The 17,085-nt window shown below is 67.0% G+C and carries 15 protein-coding genes; 13 read left to right on the plus strand and 2 right to left on the minus strand.

Annotation, left to right across the window (positions count from 1 at the left end; translation table 11 throughout):
* Window positions 1-220 precede the first annotated feature (220 nt).
* The 3 genes from B9N72_RS11935 (at window position 221) to B9N72_RS11945 (ending at window position 6,608) form a co-directional block, all read left to right on the plus strand.
* The gene (locus B9N72_RS11935) at window positions 221-4,333 is read left to right on the plus strand and encodes a DEAD/DEAH box helicase (protein WP_085276625.1); all 4,113 of its coding nucleotides are present in this window, start codon (window positions 221-223) and stop codon (window positions 4,331-4,333) included.
* A 163-nt stretch (window positions 4,334-4,496) separates the two neighbouring features.
* A complete protein-coding gene (locus B9N72_RS11940; protein ID WP_234985964.1) occupies window positions 4,497-6,125 on the plus strand; it encodes a GGDEF domain-containing protein in 1,629 nt (542 codons plus the stop codon).
* 150 nt (window positions 6,126-6,275) lie between these two features.
* Window positions 6,276-6,608: a cupin domain-containing protein gene (locus tag B9N72_RS11945; protein WP_085276626.1), complete on the plus strand. Its 333-nt coding sequence runs from the start codon at window positions 6,276-6,278 to the stop codon at window positions 6,606-6,608.
* A 347-nt stretch (window positions 6,609-6,955) separates the two neighbouring features.
* On the opposite strand, the gene B9N72_RS11950 is transcribed toward B9N72_RS11945, so the two are convergent.
* Together B9N72_RS11950 and lptM are read right to left on the minus strand one after the other, a co-directional pair.
* Window positions 6,956-8,053, minus strand: a complete 1,098-nt coding sequence (locus tag B9N72_RS11950; RefSeq protein WP_085276627.1) for an aminotransferase class I/II-fold pyridoxal phosphate-dependent enzyme — start codon at window positions 8,051-8,053, stop codon at window positions 6,956-6,958.
* Window positions 8,054-8,174: 121 nt separating this feature from the next.
* Window positions 8,175-8,300 (minus strand): LPS translocon maturation chaperone LptM, encoded by a 126-nt coding sequence (lptM, locus tag B9N72_RS21245; protein ID WP_200810972.1) that lies wholly within the window; start codon window positions 8,298-8,300, stop codon window positions 8,175-8,177.
* Window positions 8,301-8,471: 171 nt separating this feature from the next.
* Between lptM and cyaY the strand changes: the two genes are divergently transcribed.
* From cyaY to B9N72_RS12000, 10 genes are all read left to right on the plus strand, one after another.
* The gene (gene cyaY / locus B9N72_RS11955; RefSeq protein ID WP_014088774.1) at window positions 8,472-8,789 is read left to right on the plus strand and encodes an iron donor protein CyaY; all 318 of its coding nucleotides are present in this window, start codon (window positions 8,472-8,474) and stop codon (window positions 8,787-8,789) included.
* A complete protein-coding gene (locus tag B9N72_RS11960; RefSeq protein ID WP_234985966.1) occupies window positions 8,789-9,202 on the plus strand; it encodes a YqaA family protein in 414 nt (137 codons plus the stop codon). The genes cyaY and B9N72_RS11960 overlap by 1 nt, the downstream gene beginning before the upstream one ends.
* Before the next feature lie 279 nt (window positions 9,203-9,481).
* Complete coding sequence (gene rsmA / locus B9N72_RS11965; protein ID WP_085276629.1) at window positions 9,482-10,258, plus strand: 16S rRNA (adenine(1518)-N(6)/adenine(1519)-N(6))-dimethyltransferase RsmA; 777 nt, start codon at window positions 9,482-9,484, stop codon at window positions 10,256-10,258.
* A gap of 142 nt (window positions 10,259-10,400) precedes the next feature.
* A complete protein-coding gene (locus B9N72_RS11970) occupies window positions 10,401-11,135 on the plus strand; it encodes an amino acid ABC transporter ATP-binding protein (RefSeq protein WP_085276630.1) in 735 nt (244 codons plus the stop codon).
* A gap of 95 nt (window positions 11,136-11,230) precedes the next feature.
* The gene (locus tag B9N72_RS11975; protein ID WP_085276631.1) at window positions 11,231-12,136 is read left to right on the plus strand and encodes a glutamate/aspartate ABC transporter substrate-binding protein; all 906 of its coding nucleotides are present in this window, start codon (window positions 11,231-11,233) and stop codon (window positions 12,134-12,136) included.
* Between the two features lie 246 nt (window positions 12,137-12,382).
* Entirely contained in the window at window positions 12,383-13,126 is a 744-nt protein-coding gene (locus B9N72_RS11980; protein WP_085276632.1) for an amino acid ABC transporter permease, read from the plus strand.
* Entirely contained in the window at window positions 13,123-13,797 is a 675-nt protein-coding gene (locus tag B9N72_RS11985; protein ID WP_085276633.1) for an ABC transporter permease subunit, read from the plus strand. Before B9N72_RS11980 ends, B9N72_RS11985 begins: the two co-directional genes overlap by 4 nt.
* 5 nt (window positions 13,798-13,802) lie before the next feature.
* Window positions 13,803-14,537 (plus strand): amino acid ABC transporter ATP-binding protein, encoded by a 735-nt coding sequence (locus B9N72_RS11990; protein ID WP_085276634.1) that lies wholly within the window; start codon window positions 13,803-13,805, stop codon window positions 14,535-14,537.
* 136 nt (window positions 14,538-14,673) lie between these two features.
* Window positions 14,674-15,582, plus strand: coding sequence for a LysR family transcriptional regulator (locus B9N72_RS11995; RefSeq protein ID WP_085276635.1), 909 nt, complete (start codon window positions 14,674-14,676; stop codon window positions 15,580-15,582).
* 226 nt (window positions 15,583-15,808) lie between these two features.
* On the plus strand, window positions 15,809-17,059 hold the full coding sequence (locus tag B9N72_RS12000; RefSeq protein ID WP_085276636.1) for a D-amino acid dehydrogenase: 1,251 nt from the start codon (window positions 15,809-15,811) through the stop codon (window positions 17,057-17,059).
* The last annotated feature ends 26 nt before the right edge of the window (window positions 17,060-17,085 follow it).

The raw sequence follows: 17,085 nt of genomic DNA on the forward strand, positions 1-17,085 counted from the left end.
CACGCAGAGATTCGCTCGGCGAGCGCTTGCTACTCTGTGCACGGACTGCGGCCCCGCTGGCTGGCTTGCGCCTTGGCTTCGCAGACACGCGCCTTGCCAGGCTTCGTTTTCTCGGTCCTAATGCGTTTTGCAATACGTTCCTTTTAGAACAGCTTGGCCGTCGCCCCCGTCACCGGGTCTTCGGCCAACCCTGTCGTTTCGCCGTTCTGCCCCACCGACCATGACCGACTCGTTTTCCCACCACATCGAGCCCGCCCTCACCCCTGCCCACCAGGCGCTGCTGGCCGTGCTGGCGCTGCTGCCCGGCGGCGAGACCAAGGCCAACCTGCTGACGCTGCTGCACCGTGCCGACATCCACGACACCCACGGCAAGGCGCTCGACAGCGTGCGGCTCGGCACGCTGCTGGCCGAGCTGGAGAACCGGCAGTGGATCGTGCGCAACCCCGGCCTGCCCTATCGCCTGGTGCCGGCGGCGCGCACCGCCGCCTTGCTGCCCTTGCTGCAGGACCGGTGCGAGCTGGCGCGCTGGAGCAAGCTGCTGCCGGAACACCTTGGCAGCCGCCAGGCGAACTGGGGCGCCGCGGACCCGGCGCAGTGCCAGCTGCAGCTGTGGCTCGCCGTGCTCGCGGGTCAGGCCAGGCCGGCGCAGCGCTGGCTGACGCAGCTGCACGAGCTGCAGCAACGCAGCGGGCAGACGCCGCCGGCGCCGGCCAAGCGGCTGTTCGCCGACGCCGCCGGGCGCGCCTTGTTCGACGGGCTGGCCGACGACGTGCAGGTGACGCTGCTGCTCGACTACCTGCCGGAGGCCTGCTGGCGCTTCGACGGTTTCCGCCACGGCTACGACTACGCGCTGTCGCGCTGGGACAGCGGCTACAGCGAGTGGGACGAACTGGCCGAATGGCTGCTGCGCCAGGCGCTGTGGCGCGGCGACGGCGAGCGCGTGGCGTTGTTCGGCCGCCTCGGCAACAGCCTCGGCGGCGCCCTCAGCGCGCTGTTGCTGCAGGGCAGCTACGGCGCCGCGCTGGCGCATCTCGACGCCTGGCGCGACGAGCGCAAGGCCGAGACCCGGCAACGCAAGCTCGACCTCCCGGCCGAGCTGCACGCGCTCTACTGCCTGGCCCTGCTTGGTGCCGCCGATCCGGCGCGCCAGGCCGAGCTGAAGCAGGCGATCCAGCACGGCATCAAGCACAACCTCGGCCAGAGCTACGGCCTGTTGCAGCACCTGGTGGCGCTGCAGGAAGGCGTGGCGGTGCCGGCCTACCTCGGCCTGCCCGAGCAGATCCACCTGGCCGGGCTGGACGGCCTGATGCTGGCGCTGGCGCTCTACTGGCTCGACGCCAGGCAGGCAACCTCCACGGCGTGGCAAGCCACGCTGCACGCCTTCTGCGAGCGCATGCAGCAGGAAGGCTACCAGCGCGTGGTCGAAGAGCTGGAGGCGCTGCTGGAACGGCAATTCGGCGAGCCGCGCGCCAACCCGATTTGGCACAGCCGGCACGGCGCGCGTCCGCTGCTCGAGCTCTACCAGCGCCGCGAGGCCTGGCAGCACGCGCTCTCCGCGCTCTCCTCGCTGGCCCCCGGCAAAGCCGCCGAGGCGCGTCAGGCGGCGCCGAATCCGACTCGGCTCGCCTGGTTCGTCAGCGCCGGCCGCCACGGCGTGCTGCTCGAACCGCGCGAGCAGAAGCTCGGCGCCAAGGGACAGTGGAGCAAGGGCCGCGCCGTGGCGCTCAAGCGCCTGCTGGACGAGGCCGACAGCGCCGACTACCTGCTGGAGCAGGACCGCAACGTCATGCGCCACATCCAGCGCAGCTACGACGGCTACTACGGCGGCTCCAGCTACGAGCTCGACGGCGAAAAGGCGCTGCCGGCGCTGGTCGGCCACCCGGCGCTGTTCTGGGCCGACGCCCCCGACGTGCGCATCGACGTCGCCGCCGGCCAGGTGGCGCTGCAGCTCAAGGAAAGCGGTGCCCACATCCAGCTCAAGCTGACGCCGGCGCGGGTCGGCGCCGACAGCGAGGTGGTGTGGGAAAAGGACACGCCGACGCGGCTGGTGGTCTACCCGGTGAGCAAGGAAATCCGCCAGATCGCCGCCATCGTCGGCAAGGAACTGACCGTGCCGCTGGCGGCCAAGGCGCAGCTGATGGAGGCCATCACCAGCATCGCGCCGCTGGTGCCGATCCACTCCGACCTGCCCGAGCTGGCAGCGCACATCGACACCGTGCCGGCCGACGCCCGGCTCTACGCCCACCTCTTGCCGCTTGAGCAAGGCCTGCGCCTGCAGCTGCTGATGCGCCCGCTGCCGGGCGGCGCCTGGTGCAAGCCCGGCCAGGGGCTGGAAAACCTGGTGGGCGAGGTGGACGGCAAGACACTACAGACGCGCCGCGATCTGGAGCAGGAAAAACAGGCCATGCAAGCGCTGCTGGACGCCTGCCCGACGCTCGCCCAAGCCGACGGCGACGGCCAGGAATGGCAGCTCGCCGAGCCGCAGGCGGCGCTGGAAGTGCTGTCCGAACTCCAGGCGGTCGACCCGGCCACGCTGGAATGCGTCTGGCCCGAGGGCGAGCGCATGCGCATCAAGGCGCGGCGCGGCCTGGCGCAGATGACGTTCGGCCTGCAAAAGCAGGGCGACTGGTTCGTGCTGTCCGGCGATCTCGAACTCGACGACGGCCGCGTGCTGCAGCTGCGCCAACTGCTGGAACTGCTGCAGGCCAACCCCGGGCGCTTCCTCAAGCTGGGCGAGCAGGACTGGCTGGCGCTCACCGACGCCATGCGCCGCCGCCTCGACGAGCTGGCGCTGCTGGCCGACCACGTCGGCAAGGACGGCGGCATCCGCCTCTCCGCGCTGACCGCGCCGCTGTTGGCCGAACTGGAACGGGAAGCCGGCCAGTTCGAGGCCGACGCCGCCTGGCGCGAGCAGCTCGCCGCGCTGGCGAGTCTGAGCGACTACCAGCCCACGCCGCCTTCCACGCTGCAGGCCGAGCTGCGCGACTACCAGCTGGAAGGCTATACCTGGCTGTCGCGGCTGGCGCGCTGGGGCGTGGGCGCCTGCCTCGCCGACGACATGGGGCTCGGCAAGACGGTGCAGACCCTGGCGCTGCTGCTGGAACGCGCCCCGGCCGGGCCGCAGCTGGTGGTGGCGCCGACCTCGGTGGCGCTCAACTGGCTGGCCGAAGCCGCACGCTTCGCGCCGACCCTGAAGGTGCGTCCCTACCAGCAGCAGCGCGCGCTCGACACGCTGGCGCCGTTCGACCTGGTGGTGACGAGCTACGGCCTGCTGCAGCAGGACGCCGACGCCTTCGCCGCGGTGCCGTGGACCAGCGTGGTGCTGGACGAGGCGCAGGCGATCAAGAACGCCGGCACCAAGCGCGCCCAGGCGGTGCTCGGTTTGCAGGCCGGCTTCAAGCTCGCCGCCAGCGGCACGCCGGTGGAAAACCACCTGGGCGAGCTGTGGAGCCTGTTCCGTTTCCTCAACCCGGGCTTGTTGGGCAGCCAGGAACGCTTCAATCAGCGCTTCGCCGTCCCGGTCGAGCGCGGCGACAAGAACGCGCGCAAGGCGCTCAAGGCGCTGATCCAGCCCTTCATCCTGCGCCGCACCAAGAGCCAGGTGCTGGACGAGCTGCCGCCGCGCACCGAGATCACCTTCAAGGTGGCGCTGTCCGGCGACGAGCTGCATCTGTACGAAGCGCTGCGCCAGCAGGCGGTGGACAAGCTCGACGCGCTGGGCGAGGACGACAACAAGCCGCTCAAGGTGCTGGCCGAAATCACCCGGCTGCGCCGCTTCTGCTGTCACCCGCGCCTGGCGCTGCCGGACAGCGAGCTCGCCGGCAGCAAGCTCAAGGCGTTCGCCGAGATCGCCGGCGAACTGCTCGACAACCGCCACAAGGCGCTGGTGTTCAGCCAGTTCGTCGATCACCTCGCCATCGTGCGCGGCTGGCTCGACGAGCGCGGCATCGCCTACCAGTACCTCGACGGTTCCACCCCGGCGCGGGAACGCAAGGTGCGCGTCGACGCCTTCCAGGCCGGCCAGGGCGACCTATTCCTGATCAGCCTCAAGGCCGGCGGCACCGGCCTCAACCTCACCGCCGCCGACTACGTCATCCACCTCGACCCGTGGTGGAACCCGGCGGTGGAAGACCAGGCCTCGGACCGCGCCCACCGCATGGGCCAGCAGCGCCCGGTCACTGTCTACAGGCTGGTGGCCGAGCACACCATCGAGGAACAGATCGTGGCGCTGCACGCCGCCAAGCGCGATCTGGCCGACAGCCTGCTGGAAGGCGGTGAGATCAGCGCCAAGCTCGACGCCGACGCGCTGCTGCAGTTGCTGAAGGGAAGCTGAGCGGGCCTCTCCGCAGGGGGCGGCGCTAGGCGGCCCCTGCGCGGGAGGCGCCGGGCATCCGTCCCGGCGTCGTGCCGCGGCCGCCTTGCCCCCTGTTTTTTCCTGCCAAACCGCGCAGACTTTTCCTATCCTTTCAGCATTAGTAGCATGCCCCGACACGGCGATGGCTAGCCTCGCGGTACGATACCGCTACCATGGCGGCGTCGGCACGTTCACCCCCCTGTTCTCGCGCTGGGAAACCGTCATGCTCCGTTTCGACCTGCGCCGCCTGATCCTGCTATTGGCCCTGACCGCGGTGCTGCTCACCGTGATCAACGGCTTTTACTCCGGTTATCAGGTTCAGCGCGACATCCTGATCCGCAATACGCTCGAAGCGCACCGGGTCTACGCCGCCAAGGTGGCCTACAACACCGAGGTCTTTCTGCGCGCCACCCAGCAGAACCTGCGCGTCAACGCCGAGCGGCTCGTCGAGCACATGGACGACGCCGCCGCGCTGCAGCGCGAGCTCGACCTGCTGCAACGCTCCTCCGACAACTTCAACAACCTCGTGGTGTTCGATGAACGCGGCGTGGTGCGCGCCGCCACCGCCCTGCCCCAGCTCATCGGCCGGCGCCTGGAGAGTCCCGGCACGCACGAGGCCCTGGCCAAGCGGCGGGCGCTTATCTCCGAGCCCTACCGTGCCGTCACTGGGCAGCTGGTGATGATGATCTCGCAACCGCTGTTCGACCGTGCCAGCCACTACCGGGGCTACGTCGGCGGCTCGATCCGGCTGCGCGAGAAGAACATCCTGCACGGCCTGCTGGGCGAGCACTATTACCGCGACGGCTCCTACCTGTACGTGGTGGACGGCAAGGGACGACTGATCTTCCACCACGACCCCGCACGCATCATGCAGGACGCCTCGAGCAACCCGGTGGTGGCAGCGGCCATGCGTGGCGAGAGCGGTGCCCGGCCGGTGACCAATACCCGGGGCGTCGCGATGCTGGCCGGTTATGCCTACGTGCCCAGCGCGCACTGGGGTGTGGTGTCGCAGCGCCCCAGGGCGCAGGCGCTGGCCGAGCTCGACCAGCTCATGCTGACCATGGCCCAGTACGCCGCGCCGCTGCTGCTGATCATCGTCGTGGTGGTGTGGTGGCTGTCGCTGCAGATCGCGCGGCCGCTGCGGCAACTGGCGCGCGAGGCCGCCGCCATGGACAGCCACGGCGCCACGCCGCGCATCGAGGCGGTGCGCTCGTGGTACTTCGAGGCGCAGCAGCTGAAACAGGCGCTGCTGGTGGGGATGCGCGCCATGCAGCAGCAGCTCAACCGTTTCCGCCAGGAATCGAATACCGATGCCCTCACCGGGCTTGGCAACCGGCGCGAACTGGACAGCGTGCTGGACGACTGGAAATACAGCCGCCAGCCGTTCGCGGTGCTGATGATCGACATCGACTTCTTCAAGTCGGTCAACGACAGCTACGGCCACGACACTGGCGACCAGGCGCTCACCGCGCTGGCGCAGCTGATGCGTGACAGCGCGCGCGAGGGGGACGTGGTGTGCCGCATGGGGGGCGAGGAATTCGTCATGCTGCTGCCGGGGGCCGACGCCATCGGTGCGGAGCGCGTGGCCGAACGCCTGTGTTCCTGCGTGGAAGCGTACCGCGTGCCCGGCCTGCCTCCCTTGACGGTGTCGATCGGCGTGGCCGCCGGCATCGCCGACGAAGCGCCGGAGGCGCTGCTGCGGGAAGCCGACGACGCGCTCTACCAGGCCAAGCAGCAGGGCCGCAACCGGGTGGTGCTGGCCGTCGTCTGATGCCGCGGCGGGCTTCGGCCAACCTCGAGCGCGGCCGCGTGCCCGAAGCGGCCGCCGCGACCGTGCCGGCAAGCGCTGGCGGCTTGGCTATGATCCAGTCAGGGGACGGCCCGCCCCTTGGCCGTCCGGGCCGCTCACGGGAGCACGCCGATGCCGATCCACAACCTGCTCAACGACCTCCCCGCCGCCGGCGCCGAGGAAGTGTTCCACACCCTGCTGCGCCAGCCTGGCGTGAAGATCGAACGCATCGTCTCGTTCGGCCAGGCCAGCCCGCCCGGCTACTGGTTCGATCAGCCCGATGGCGAGTGGGTGCTGCTGCTCGCCGGCGAGGCCAAGCTGCTGTTCGAGGACGAAGGCATGCCGCGCGACCTGCGCCCGGGCGATTGGCTCGACATCGCCCCGCACCGCCGCCACCGCGTCGACTGGACCGACCCGGAGCAGCCCACGGTGTGGCTCGCGGTGCATTATTCCCATTTGCCTTAGAACCTGTTCACGATCTTGCTGCGCGTCCCTGATCGGGGCTCATGTGCTGCTCGGAATCCTCATGTACTCCAGTACATTCCGGTTCCTGCGCGGCTCTTCACCCCGCTGAGGGCCGCTCGCGACAGATCGTGAACAGGTTCTTAGCCGCGATGGCTTCGCCGGTAGCGTTGCGCAACCAGCCTGCGGCGCTAGCCCTGGGCAAATCGCGGCGTGTCAGTCTTGCGATCGGCGCAACGATGGACTGGCACGCAGAGACTCGCTCAGTGAGCGCTTGCCATGCTCCCTGAACGGCCAGCGGCCCTGCTCACTGACCTTCGCGTCGTGGTTGCGCAGGCGTCTTGGCATGGCTAGGCGGAGCCTGCCAGTACGTCCAGCACCGCCGCATCGAGCGCCTGCGGATGGGCGGTGACGCGCAGCAGATGCTTCATCGCCGCATGCGGCGGACGGTGCACCGCCACGCCGTCGGCCAGCAGCGCGCGCTGGATGCGCTCCGCCACGGCGGCGTCCGGGTAGGCGATGGCGACAAAGTTGGTGCGGCTGGGCAGCACGGTCAGGCCGCGTGCGCGCAGCGCTTCGGCCAACTGCACACGCAGCGCCAGCGTGTCGGCGATCAGCCGGCGCGCGTAGTCCGGCTCGTCCAGCACCGCCTGTGCCGCCGCCTGGGCGACCGCCGACAGCGCGTACTGCGGGCGGATCTGGTCGGCCTTGGCCACGATGTCGGCGGCGGCGATGGCGTAGCCTACGCGCAGTCCGGCCAGCGCGTAGGCCTTGGACAGCGTGCGCAGCCGCACCGTACCCGGCAGCACGCCGGCCGGCGGCGCGTCGTCCTGCTCCACGCAGAAGTCGACGTAGGCCTCGTCCAGCAGCAGCACGCAGTCGGCCGGCAGCGCCGCGCGCAGCCGTGCGATGGCGTCGGCACGGTGGTAGTGGCCGCTCGGGTTGTCCGGGTTGGCTAGGTAGACCAGCGCCGCCCGGTGCCGCTGGGCGGCCTCGGCCAGCGCCGCCAGATCGGGTGCCAGCAGGCCGTCGCCGTGCGCGTAGTCGACCTCGACCACCTGCGCGCCGACGCCCTCGGCGAAGTAGCGCAAGGTCGGGTACGTTCCCGCCGTGCTCACCACCGTGTCGCCGACGTTGCAGAACAGGCGCAGCGTCAGCAGGATCAGGCTGTCGGCGCCGGTGTCGAACAGCACCTCGTCCGCCGTCACGCCGTTGAGCGCCGCGGCGCGCGCGCGCAGCGCGTGGGCGTAGGGGTCGGGGTAGAGCCGTGCCAGCTCGGCCCCGGCGGCGCCGAGCAGCTGCAGCAGCGGCGACGCCGGCTGCGGCATGCTCTCGTTGGAGCCGATGCGTGTGCGGATCGGGTGGCCGAGCGCCGCCTCCAGCTTCACGATGCCGGGAAACGGGTTGACGATGGGGTGATGTTCGAGATGGCGGGCAAAACGGGTCATGGGGTCACTCCACAAACGCAATGCGGATCATTCTAGGCCATGGCGGCGGCAGGGTCCGCCACCGCAGCGGCGGTTCCGATGAAAAATGCCCCGGCTGGCGGGGCATGGCAGCGGGCCGGGGTCACGGCGCCGAGGCATCGTGGTGCTGGTGTTTCGCCGGCGCATCTTTGGGCAGATAGAGCGGGGCCTTGTAGCCGCAGGCCGTGGCGATAAGGCACAAGGCCGCGAGGGAGATCATGGTTCGCATGGAGGCGGGTCCGATGTGGCAAAATTACGATACTAGCAAAGCGTGCCGTACCGATACATAGCGCCCGTTTCTTCCGGCGGTCCTCTCCCCGCAGCCCATCCGGCTGCCCTGGCCCGTCCGCCTGGCGAAACCGGCATGCGGCGGCGCGCCGACCCAACTGGACAAGACGACATGACCGACAGCGAATTCCTCATCCTGACCGACGGCATCTTCGCCCGCATCGAGAACGCCATCGACGACGCCGGCCTCGACGCCGACTTCCTCACCAACGGCAACGTGCTGGAAATCGAGTTCGACAGCGGCGCCAAGATCGTGGTCAACCGCCACAGCAGCAACCACGAACTGTGGATCGCCGCCAAGAGCGGGGGCTACCACTTCGCCTTGAGCGACGGTCAGTGGCTTGCCGCGCGCGACGGCGCCGAATTCTTCGCCACCCTGTCGCAGGCCATACGCGAAGCCTCCGGCCAGGACTTCGAGCTCGCCGAGTGATGGACACGGCCGCGCTGGCGCTGGCCGGACTGGCCGCCTCGGCCTTCCTCTCCGCCACGCTGCTGCCCGGCAACTCCGAGCTCGCGCTTACCGCCTTCCTCTACAAGTGGCCCGACTGGTTGTGGCCGGCCCTGCTGTCGGCGACGCTGGCCAACAGCGCCGGCAGCGTCAGCAGCCTGTGGCTGGGGCGGCTCGCGCCACGGAAGGAGCTGCCGCCGAGGATCGCGCGCTGGTTCGAGCGCTTCGGTCCGGCCACCCTGCTCCTGGCCTGGGTGCCGCTGATCGGCGACGCGCTGCCGCTGGCGGCGGGCTGGCTGCGTCTGCCGTTGTTGCCGAGCGTGCTGTGGCTGACCGCCGGCAAGGGGCTGCGCTATGCCGCCATCGCGCTGACACTGCAGGCACTGACGCACTGACGTCGTCGCGTTCGGATTTCCGTCATGCCGGTGTCGCAGTTGTTCGGTTTTCCGAACAAAACGCCGTGTTGCCCACGCCGCACTGGCGATGGGCCGGCCCGGCTGAGCGCGTGCAGGCTGCCAAAATCGGCGCGGAGCTGGAAAATTTTTCTATGGAAATTTTAATATCGATTGATTTTATTGGCGTATTACCACGCCAGTGAGACAAAAAAACCACACCGGCCACTCTTTTTTTCGCCATCCGTCATGGATCGGATGAGCGTTTCATGACGAAAGCCCATGACAAAACACATACCCCGTAAACGCTTCGGCCAGAACTTCCTGCAGGACGCCAGCGTGATCGAAAGCATCGTGCACGCGGTCAACCCGCAGCCCGGCGACATCGTGGTCGAGATCGGCCCCGGCCTGGGCGCGCTGACCCGCCCGCTCCTGGCGCGACTGCCGCACCTGCACGTGGTCGAGATCGACCGCGACATCATCAGCCGGCTGAAAAGCGAGTTCCCGCCCGAGCGCCTCACCATCCACGAAGGCGACGCGCTGGCCTTCGATTTTTCCACCATCGGCACGCGTTTCAAGCTGATCGGCAACCTGCCCTACAACATCTCCACGCCGCTGCTGTTCCACCTTGCGAGCTACGGCGACCGCGTGGTCGACATGCACTTCATGTTGCAGAAGGAAGTCATCGAGCGCATGGTGGCCGAACCGTCCACCGCCGACTACGGCCGGCTCACGGTGATGCTGCAATATCGCTTTGAAATGGAACAGATTCTGCATGTGCCGCCGGGCGCCTTCTGGCCGCCGCCCAAGGTGGAATCGGCCGTGGTGCGCATGATCCCGGCACCCGGCCGCTGCGGCGTGGCGACGGACGAAGCCGAACTGGAGGCCCTGGTCACCCTAGCCTTCTCGCAGCGCCGCAAGACCCTGCGCAACAACCTCAAGGGCGTGCTGGACGAGGCGGACTTCGCCGCGCTCGGCATCGACTCGGGGTTGCGGCCGGAGAACCTGACGGTGGAGCAGTACGTGGCGATGGCCAACCTGCTGAGCCGCCGGCGCTGACCCCGGCCCTTGCTGCGTTGCAACTTGCGCCGGCCGCGGCCTGCCCCGAAAATCGTGGCGCGGCGCACCGGCCTGCGGCCGGCAGGCAAGGACAACGCCTTGAAACATAAATGAAAATCAGTAAACAGAAAGAGCGGTAACGATGATCCGATTCATGAACGTGCACAAGTGGTTCAAGGACCTGCATGTCCTCAATGACGTCAGCCTGAACGTCACGGCCGGCGAGGTGGTAGTGGTGTGCGGCCCGTCCGGCTCGGGCAAGTCCACGCTGATTCGCACCGTCAACCAGCTCGAATCGATCAACTCCGGCGAGATCTGGGTGGACGGCAAGAACGTGGTCGACCCCAAGACCGATCTCAACGCCCTGCGCGCCGAAGTGGGCTTCGTGTTCCAGCACTTCAACCTCTACCCGCACCTGTCGGTACTTGACAACATCACGTTGTCGCCTCTAATGGTTAAGAAGATGGAACGGGCGGCTGCCGAGAAGCTGGCATTGCAATTGCTAGAACGCGTGGGACTGGCCCACAAGAAAGACGCCTTCCCGGCACAGCTTTCCGGTGGGCAGCAGCAGCGTGTGGCTATTGCCCGCGGCCTGGCCATGCAACCTCAGGTAATGCTGTTCGACGAGCCCACCTCGGCGCTGGATCCGGAAATGATCGGTGAAGTGCTGCGCGTGATGAAAGACCTGGCGGAATCGGGCATGACCATGATGGTGGTGACCCATGAAATGGGCTTCGCTCGCGAAGTGGCCGACCGGGTGGTGTTTGTCGATCATGGCCAGATCATCGAAGAAGCCCAGCCTGAGGAGTTTTTCATGAACCCCCAGCATGATCGGGCCAAGCAGTTTCTGCGCCAGTTGCTGACGCCGATGCAATAAGCCGGCGAAGCAGGCAACGGGGGCGGGGCACGCTGTCAGCACAGCGACCCCCGAATAACGGGGGCGCCGAGATCAATAGAACAGGAGAAACTTGCATGCGCTTTACCACTCGACTCATCTGCACCGCCACCGTTGGCGCCCTGCTCGCTGCTCCGGCCATGTCCGCCGAGCTGACCGGCACCCTGAAAAAGATCAAGGACTCCGGGACCATCGTCATCGGCCACCGTGATGCCTCCATTCCCTTCTCCTACCTCGACAACAACCAGCAGCCGATCGGCTACTCGATGGACCTCGCCCACAAGGTGGTCGAAGCCGTCAAGAAAGACCTGAAGATGCCGGGCCTGAAGGTCCAGTACAACCTGGTCACCTCGCAGACCCGCATTCCGCTGGTCCAGAACGGCACCGTCGACATCGAGTGTGGTTCCACCACCAACAACCTGGAACGCCAGAAGCAGGTCGACTTCTCCGTCGGCATCTTCGAAATCGGCACCCGCCTGCTCACCAAGAAAACGTCCGGCGTGAAGGACTTCGCCGATCTGAAGGGCAAGAACGTGGTGACTACCGCCGGCACCACCTCCGAGCGCCTGATCAAGTCGATGAACGCCGAGAAGCAGATGGGCATGAACATCATCTCGGCCAAAGACCATGGCGAATCGTTCCTGATGGCCGAATCCGGCCGTGCCGTCGCCTTCATGATGGACGACGTGTTGCTGTACGGCGAAATGGTGAAAGCCAGGAACCCGGCCGAGTGGGTGGTGACCGGCAAGCCGCAGTCGTTCGAAATCTACGGCTGCATGATGCGCAAGGGCGACCCGGCCTTCAAGAAAGTGGTCGACGATGCCATCAAGGCCACCTACAAGTCCGGCGAGATCAACAAGATCTACGCCAAGTGGTTCACCAGCCCGGTTCCGCCGAAAAACCTCAATCTGAATTTCCCGATGTCGGACGAACTCAAGGCTCTGATCAAGAACCCGACCGACAAGTCTGCCGAGCAGATGTAATCCTGACGGGCGACTCGAGCCTGTCGTGAACCTGTTCCCGGCGCGGACCGGCGGCGTTGCCGCCACCACGCGCCGGCTCGCAGCACCAACCCGCCGCCTGTGGCGGGACGATTCACAGCCAATCCCGCATTGGTCGTGAGGGGTGCTGCTGCCCGCGCCATACCCTCCTCCCGGTATGGCTGACGGACAGGAACATGCCAGGCTCCGGGGGGAGGTCGTCTCCCCCTTTTTGTTTGGAGATTCGGTATGAATTACAACTGGGACTGGAACGTCTTTTTCAAGTCCACCGGCATCGGCAAGGAAATCTACCTCGACTGGTTCATTTCCGGTCTGGGCTGGACCATCGCCGTGGCGCTGGCCGGCTGGATCATCGCGCTGGCGCTGGGATCGGTACTGGGCGTGATGCGCACGCTCCCCAACAAGTGGGCGGCGCGTATCGCGACCACCTACGTCGAGCTGTTCCGCAACGTGCCGCTGCTGGTGCAGCTGTTCATCTGGTACTTCCTGGTGCCCGACCTGCTGCCGGAGCGCGCGCAGATCTGGTTCAAGCAGGACCTGAGCCCGGCCACCTCGGCCTACCTGTCGGTGGTGGTCTGCCTCGGCCTGTTTACCGCCGCACGGGTGTGCGAGCAGGTGCGCACCGGCATCCAGGCGCTGCCCAAGGGACAGAACTACGCCGCCATGGCGATGGGTTTCCAGCAAGCACAGGTCTATCGCTACGTGCTGCTGCCGCAGGCCTTCCGCATCATCATTCCGCCGCTCACCAGCGAGTTCCTGAACATCTTCAAGAACTCCTCGGTGGCCTCGCTGATCGGCCTGATGGAACTCTTGGCACAGACCAAGCAGACCGCCGAGTTTTCGGCCAACCTGTTTGAAGCGTTCACGCTCGCCACGGTGATCTACTTCGTGCTCAACATGAGCCTGATGAAGTTCATGGGCTGGGTGGAAACCCGCTTGCGCGTGCCGGGCATGATGGGAGGTGCCAAATGATGGGTTTCGATTTCAGCCAGATCGGTCCGGCCCTGCCTGGCCTGATGGACGGCATGGTGCTGACGCTCAAGCTGCTGCTCCTGGCGGTGAGCGGCGGCGTGGCGCTGGGGACGGTGCTGGCGCTGATGCGTCTGTCCAGCAACCGCCTGTTGTCCGGTGGCGCCAAGTTCTATGTCAATTATTTCCGCTCGATTCCGCTGCTGTTGGTGATCACCTGGTTCTACTTCGTGGTGCCGCTGATCTTCAAGTGGATTTCCGGCGAGTTCGTCGCGGTCGGCGCCTTCACCTCCTGCCTGGTGGCCTTCATGATGTTCGAAGCGGCCTACTATGCTGAGATTGTGCGTGCCGGCGTCCAGTCCATTTCCAAGGGCCAGCTCAACGCCGCCTACGCGCTGGGCATGACCTACGGCCAAGCGATGCGGCTGATCATCTTGCCGCAAGCCTTCCGCAAGATGATGCCGCTGCTGCTGCAGCAGTCCATCATCCTGTTCCAAGACACCTCGCTGGTGTACGCCGTGGGTCTGATGGACTTCCTCAACACCGCCCGCTCCAAGGGGGACATCGTCGGTCAGCCGAATGAGTTCCTGATCCTGGCCGGGGTGGTTTATTTTGTTATCAGTTTCGGCGCTTCCACCGTGGTGAAGCGTCTGCAAAAGAGGTTGGCAGTATGAGCGCGATGATTACTCTCAAGAACGTCAGCAAATGGTACGGTGACTTTCAGGTGCTCACCGATTGCTCGACCGCCGTGGAAAAGGGCGAAGTGGTGGTGGTGTGCGGACCGTCCGGCTCCGGCAAGTCCACCCTGATCAAGACCGTCAACGCGCTGGAACCGTTCCAGAAGGGCGAGATCATCGTCGACGGCATGTCGGTGGGCGACCCGAAGACCGACCTGCCCAAGCTGCGTGCCCGGATCGGCATGGTGTTCCAGAACTTCGAACTGTTTCCGCACCTGTCGATCACCGAGAACCTGACCATCGCCCAGGAAAGGGTGCTGGGGCGCAGCAAGGACGAGGCGCGCCAGAAGGGCCTGCACTACCTCGACCGCGTCGGCCTTAAGGCGCACGCCGCCAAGTTCCCCGGGCAGCTCTCCGGCGGGCAGCAGCAGCGCGTGGCGATCGCCCGTGCGCTGTCGATGGACCCGATCGCCATGCTGTTCGACGAGCCGACCTCGGCACTCGACCCGGAGATGGTGAACGAGGTGCTGGACGTGATGGTGGAATTGGCGCACGAAGGCATGACCATGATGTGCGTAACCCACGAAATGGGCTTCGCACGCAAGGTGGCCAACCGCGTCATCTTCATGGACAAGGGCGCCATCGTCGAAGACTGTGCCAAGGAAGAGTTCTTCGGCGACATCAAGGCCCGCTCCGAGCGTGCCCAGCACTTCCTGTCGAAGATCCTGCAGCACTGAGCCACCGATGACGGCGGGCCGAACGATCTTCTGCCCGCCTTGACCGCACAACGCCACCGCCACCCGGTGGCGTTTTTCATTCCCTGGTCGCGGACGGTATTCTGCCGCTCGAGCGGATCAGATGAGGAGAGATGACATGCGCCTTCGCCACGTCGAGGTGTTCCAGGCCATCATGCAGACCGGTTCGCTCAGCGCGGCGGCCGAGCTGCTGTGCATTTCCCAGCCCGCCGTCAGCAAGACGCTAATGCACGCCGAGCAGCAGCTGGGCTTTGCCTTGTTCGAGCGGGTCAAGGGCAAGCTCTACCCCACCCCGGAGGCACAGTTGCTGCAGAGGGAGATCGCCACCCTGTTCGACAGCCTGCAAGCGGTCAAGCGGCTGGCCAGCAGCCTGCGCCATCAACGTGACCGCCCCTTGCGGCTGCAGGCGACCCCGGCCGTGGCCCAGGCCGTGCTGCCCGCCGCACTGGGTCGCTGGCGCCGGGCGTTCCCGGCCCACCCCTGTTCGCTCGCCACCCACCACACCACGCAGATGGTGCAGAGCCTGTGCCTGCACGAAGCCGACCTCGGCTTCACCCTGCGCCGGCCGGATCATCCCGGTGTCGTCGTGACCCCGCTAGCACACGGCCAGCTCACCGTCATCGCCCCGCTGGGCTGGTGGCCGGAAGCCAAACTGCCGCGCGACCTGCCCATCGAGGAACTGGACGGGGCATCGTGCATCGGTCTGATGGACGACGACCCGTTGTGGGGCGGGTTGGCGGCGATGCTGGAGGACCGCGCCATCGTCCCGCAGGTGCTGACCACGGTGCAGACCTACCAGCTGGCCTACGACCTAGTGGCGCTGGGACAGGGCATCGCGCTGGTGGACCCGTTCACCGCGCGCGGGCCGAGCCCGGCTCGGGTCCAGCTGCGCGCGCTCGATCCGCCTCTGCCGGTGCGGCTCTACGCCGTGCATGCCGTCGATGCTCCGCTGTCACTGCCAGCGCGTCAGCTGATCACCCTGATCCGCTCGTTGGCGCATGAGATGGGGTTGGACGGCGTCGTTTGACGTGTAACCAGTCGGTCCGGCAAGGCAGGAGTCTTCGGCCAACGTTGTTTCATCTGGAACGGCCGCCCATTGGGGTGGCCATTTTGCCGTTGGTTGGGGTCGTCTGCGCCGGTGCCAGCCGTACCAAAGGTTATACCCTTTCGTCATTTTTTCATTGGCCACGCTCCCGTATGGGCTCTTACAGTGAAGGCATTCCTTCCAACCTTCAATCTGAAGCGAGTGCGGCATGGCAAAGCATGTGTGTGTGATCGGCGGCGGCGTGATCGGCTTGTCCACCGCCTACGCTCTGGTACGGGAGGGCTTTACGGTTACCCTGCTGGAAGCGGGCGAGGCAATCGCGCGCAGCACCAGCTTCGCCAACGGTGGGCAGCTGAGCTACCGCTACGTGTCGCCGCTGGCCGATGCCGGAGTACCGCTCAAGGGACTGCAGTGGATGCTGTCCGGCGACGCGCCGCTGCGGCTGCGGTTGCGGCTCGACCCGCGCCAGTGGCGCTGGCTGTGGCAGTTCCTTGCCGCCTGCCGCCGCACGGTCAACCAGGCCAACAGCGCGCACCTGCTGCGACTGTCGTTGCTGAGCCGGCAGACGCTGGGCCAGTGGCAGACTGAGGACGGTCTGGTCGATTTCAGTTGGCGCGACAACGGCAAGCTGGTGGTGTATCGCTCGGCTGCCGGGTTCGGCGGTGCCGCGCGCCAGCTACTCGATCCGCAACAGCAGGTGCTGACGCCGGCCGACTGCCTCCGGCTGGAGCCGGCGCTGGAACACGTGGCCGACCAGCTCGCCGGCGGCATCTTCACCCCGGGCGACGCCGTGGCCGATTGCTACCAGTTCTGCCTGCGCCTGCAGGAGCAGTTGCAGCGCTCGGGGCGCTGCACCCTCGTCACCGGCCAGGCGGTGACGCACTTCCGGCGCCAGGGGAACACCCTGCAGGCGGCCTGCAGCGCCAGCGCCGAGCATCCCGCCGATGCCTTCGTGCTGGCGACCAGCTGGGCCAGCCGGCCGTTGCTCGCTCCGCTGGGCATCGACCCGCTGATCTACCCGCTGAAAGGCTACAGCCTGACCCTGCCGCTGAGCGGCACCCACACGGCCCCGGACATCAGTGTCACCGACTTCGAGCGCAAGACGGTCTACGCCCGGCTCGGCGAGCGGCTGCGCATCGCCGCCATGGTCGACATCGTCGGCTACGACCAGACCCTGCCCACGGCGCGGCTCGCCAGCCTGCGGCGCATCGCCGGCGAGACCTTCCCCCACGCCGGCGACTTCGACCGCGCCGAGCCCTGGGCCGGCCTGCGTCCGGCCACGCCGACCGGCCTGCCGGTGCTGGGGGGCACGCCGCTTGGCAACCTGTGGCTCAACCTCGGCCACGGCGCGCTGGGCTTCACCCTGGCGGCCGGCAGCGCTCGCCTGCTGAGCGACCTCATCGCCGGCCGGCAGGACAGTATCGATACGCACGCGTTTGCCCTATCACCCGCACGCTGAACCCGACCCTTCTCTCGACCGGAGCC

This window comes from Pseudogulbenkiania subflava DSM 22618, assembly GCF_900177275.1.
Lineage (GTDB): Bacteria > Pseudomonadota > Gammaproteobacteria > Burkholderiales > Chromobacteriaceae > Pseudogulbenkiania > Pseudogulbenkiania subflava.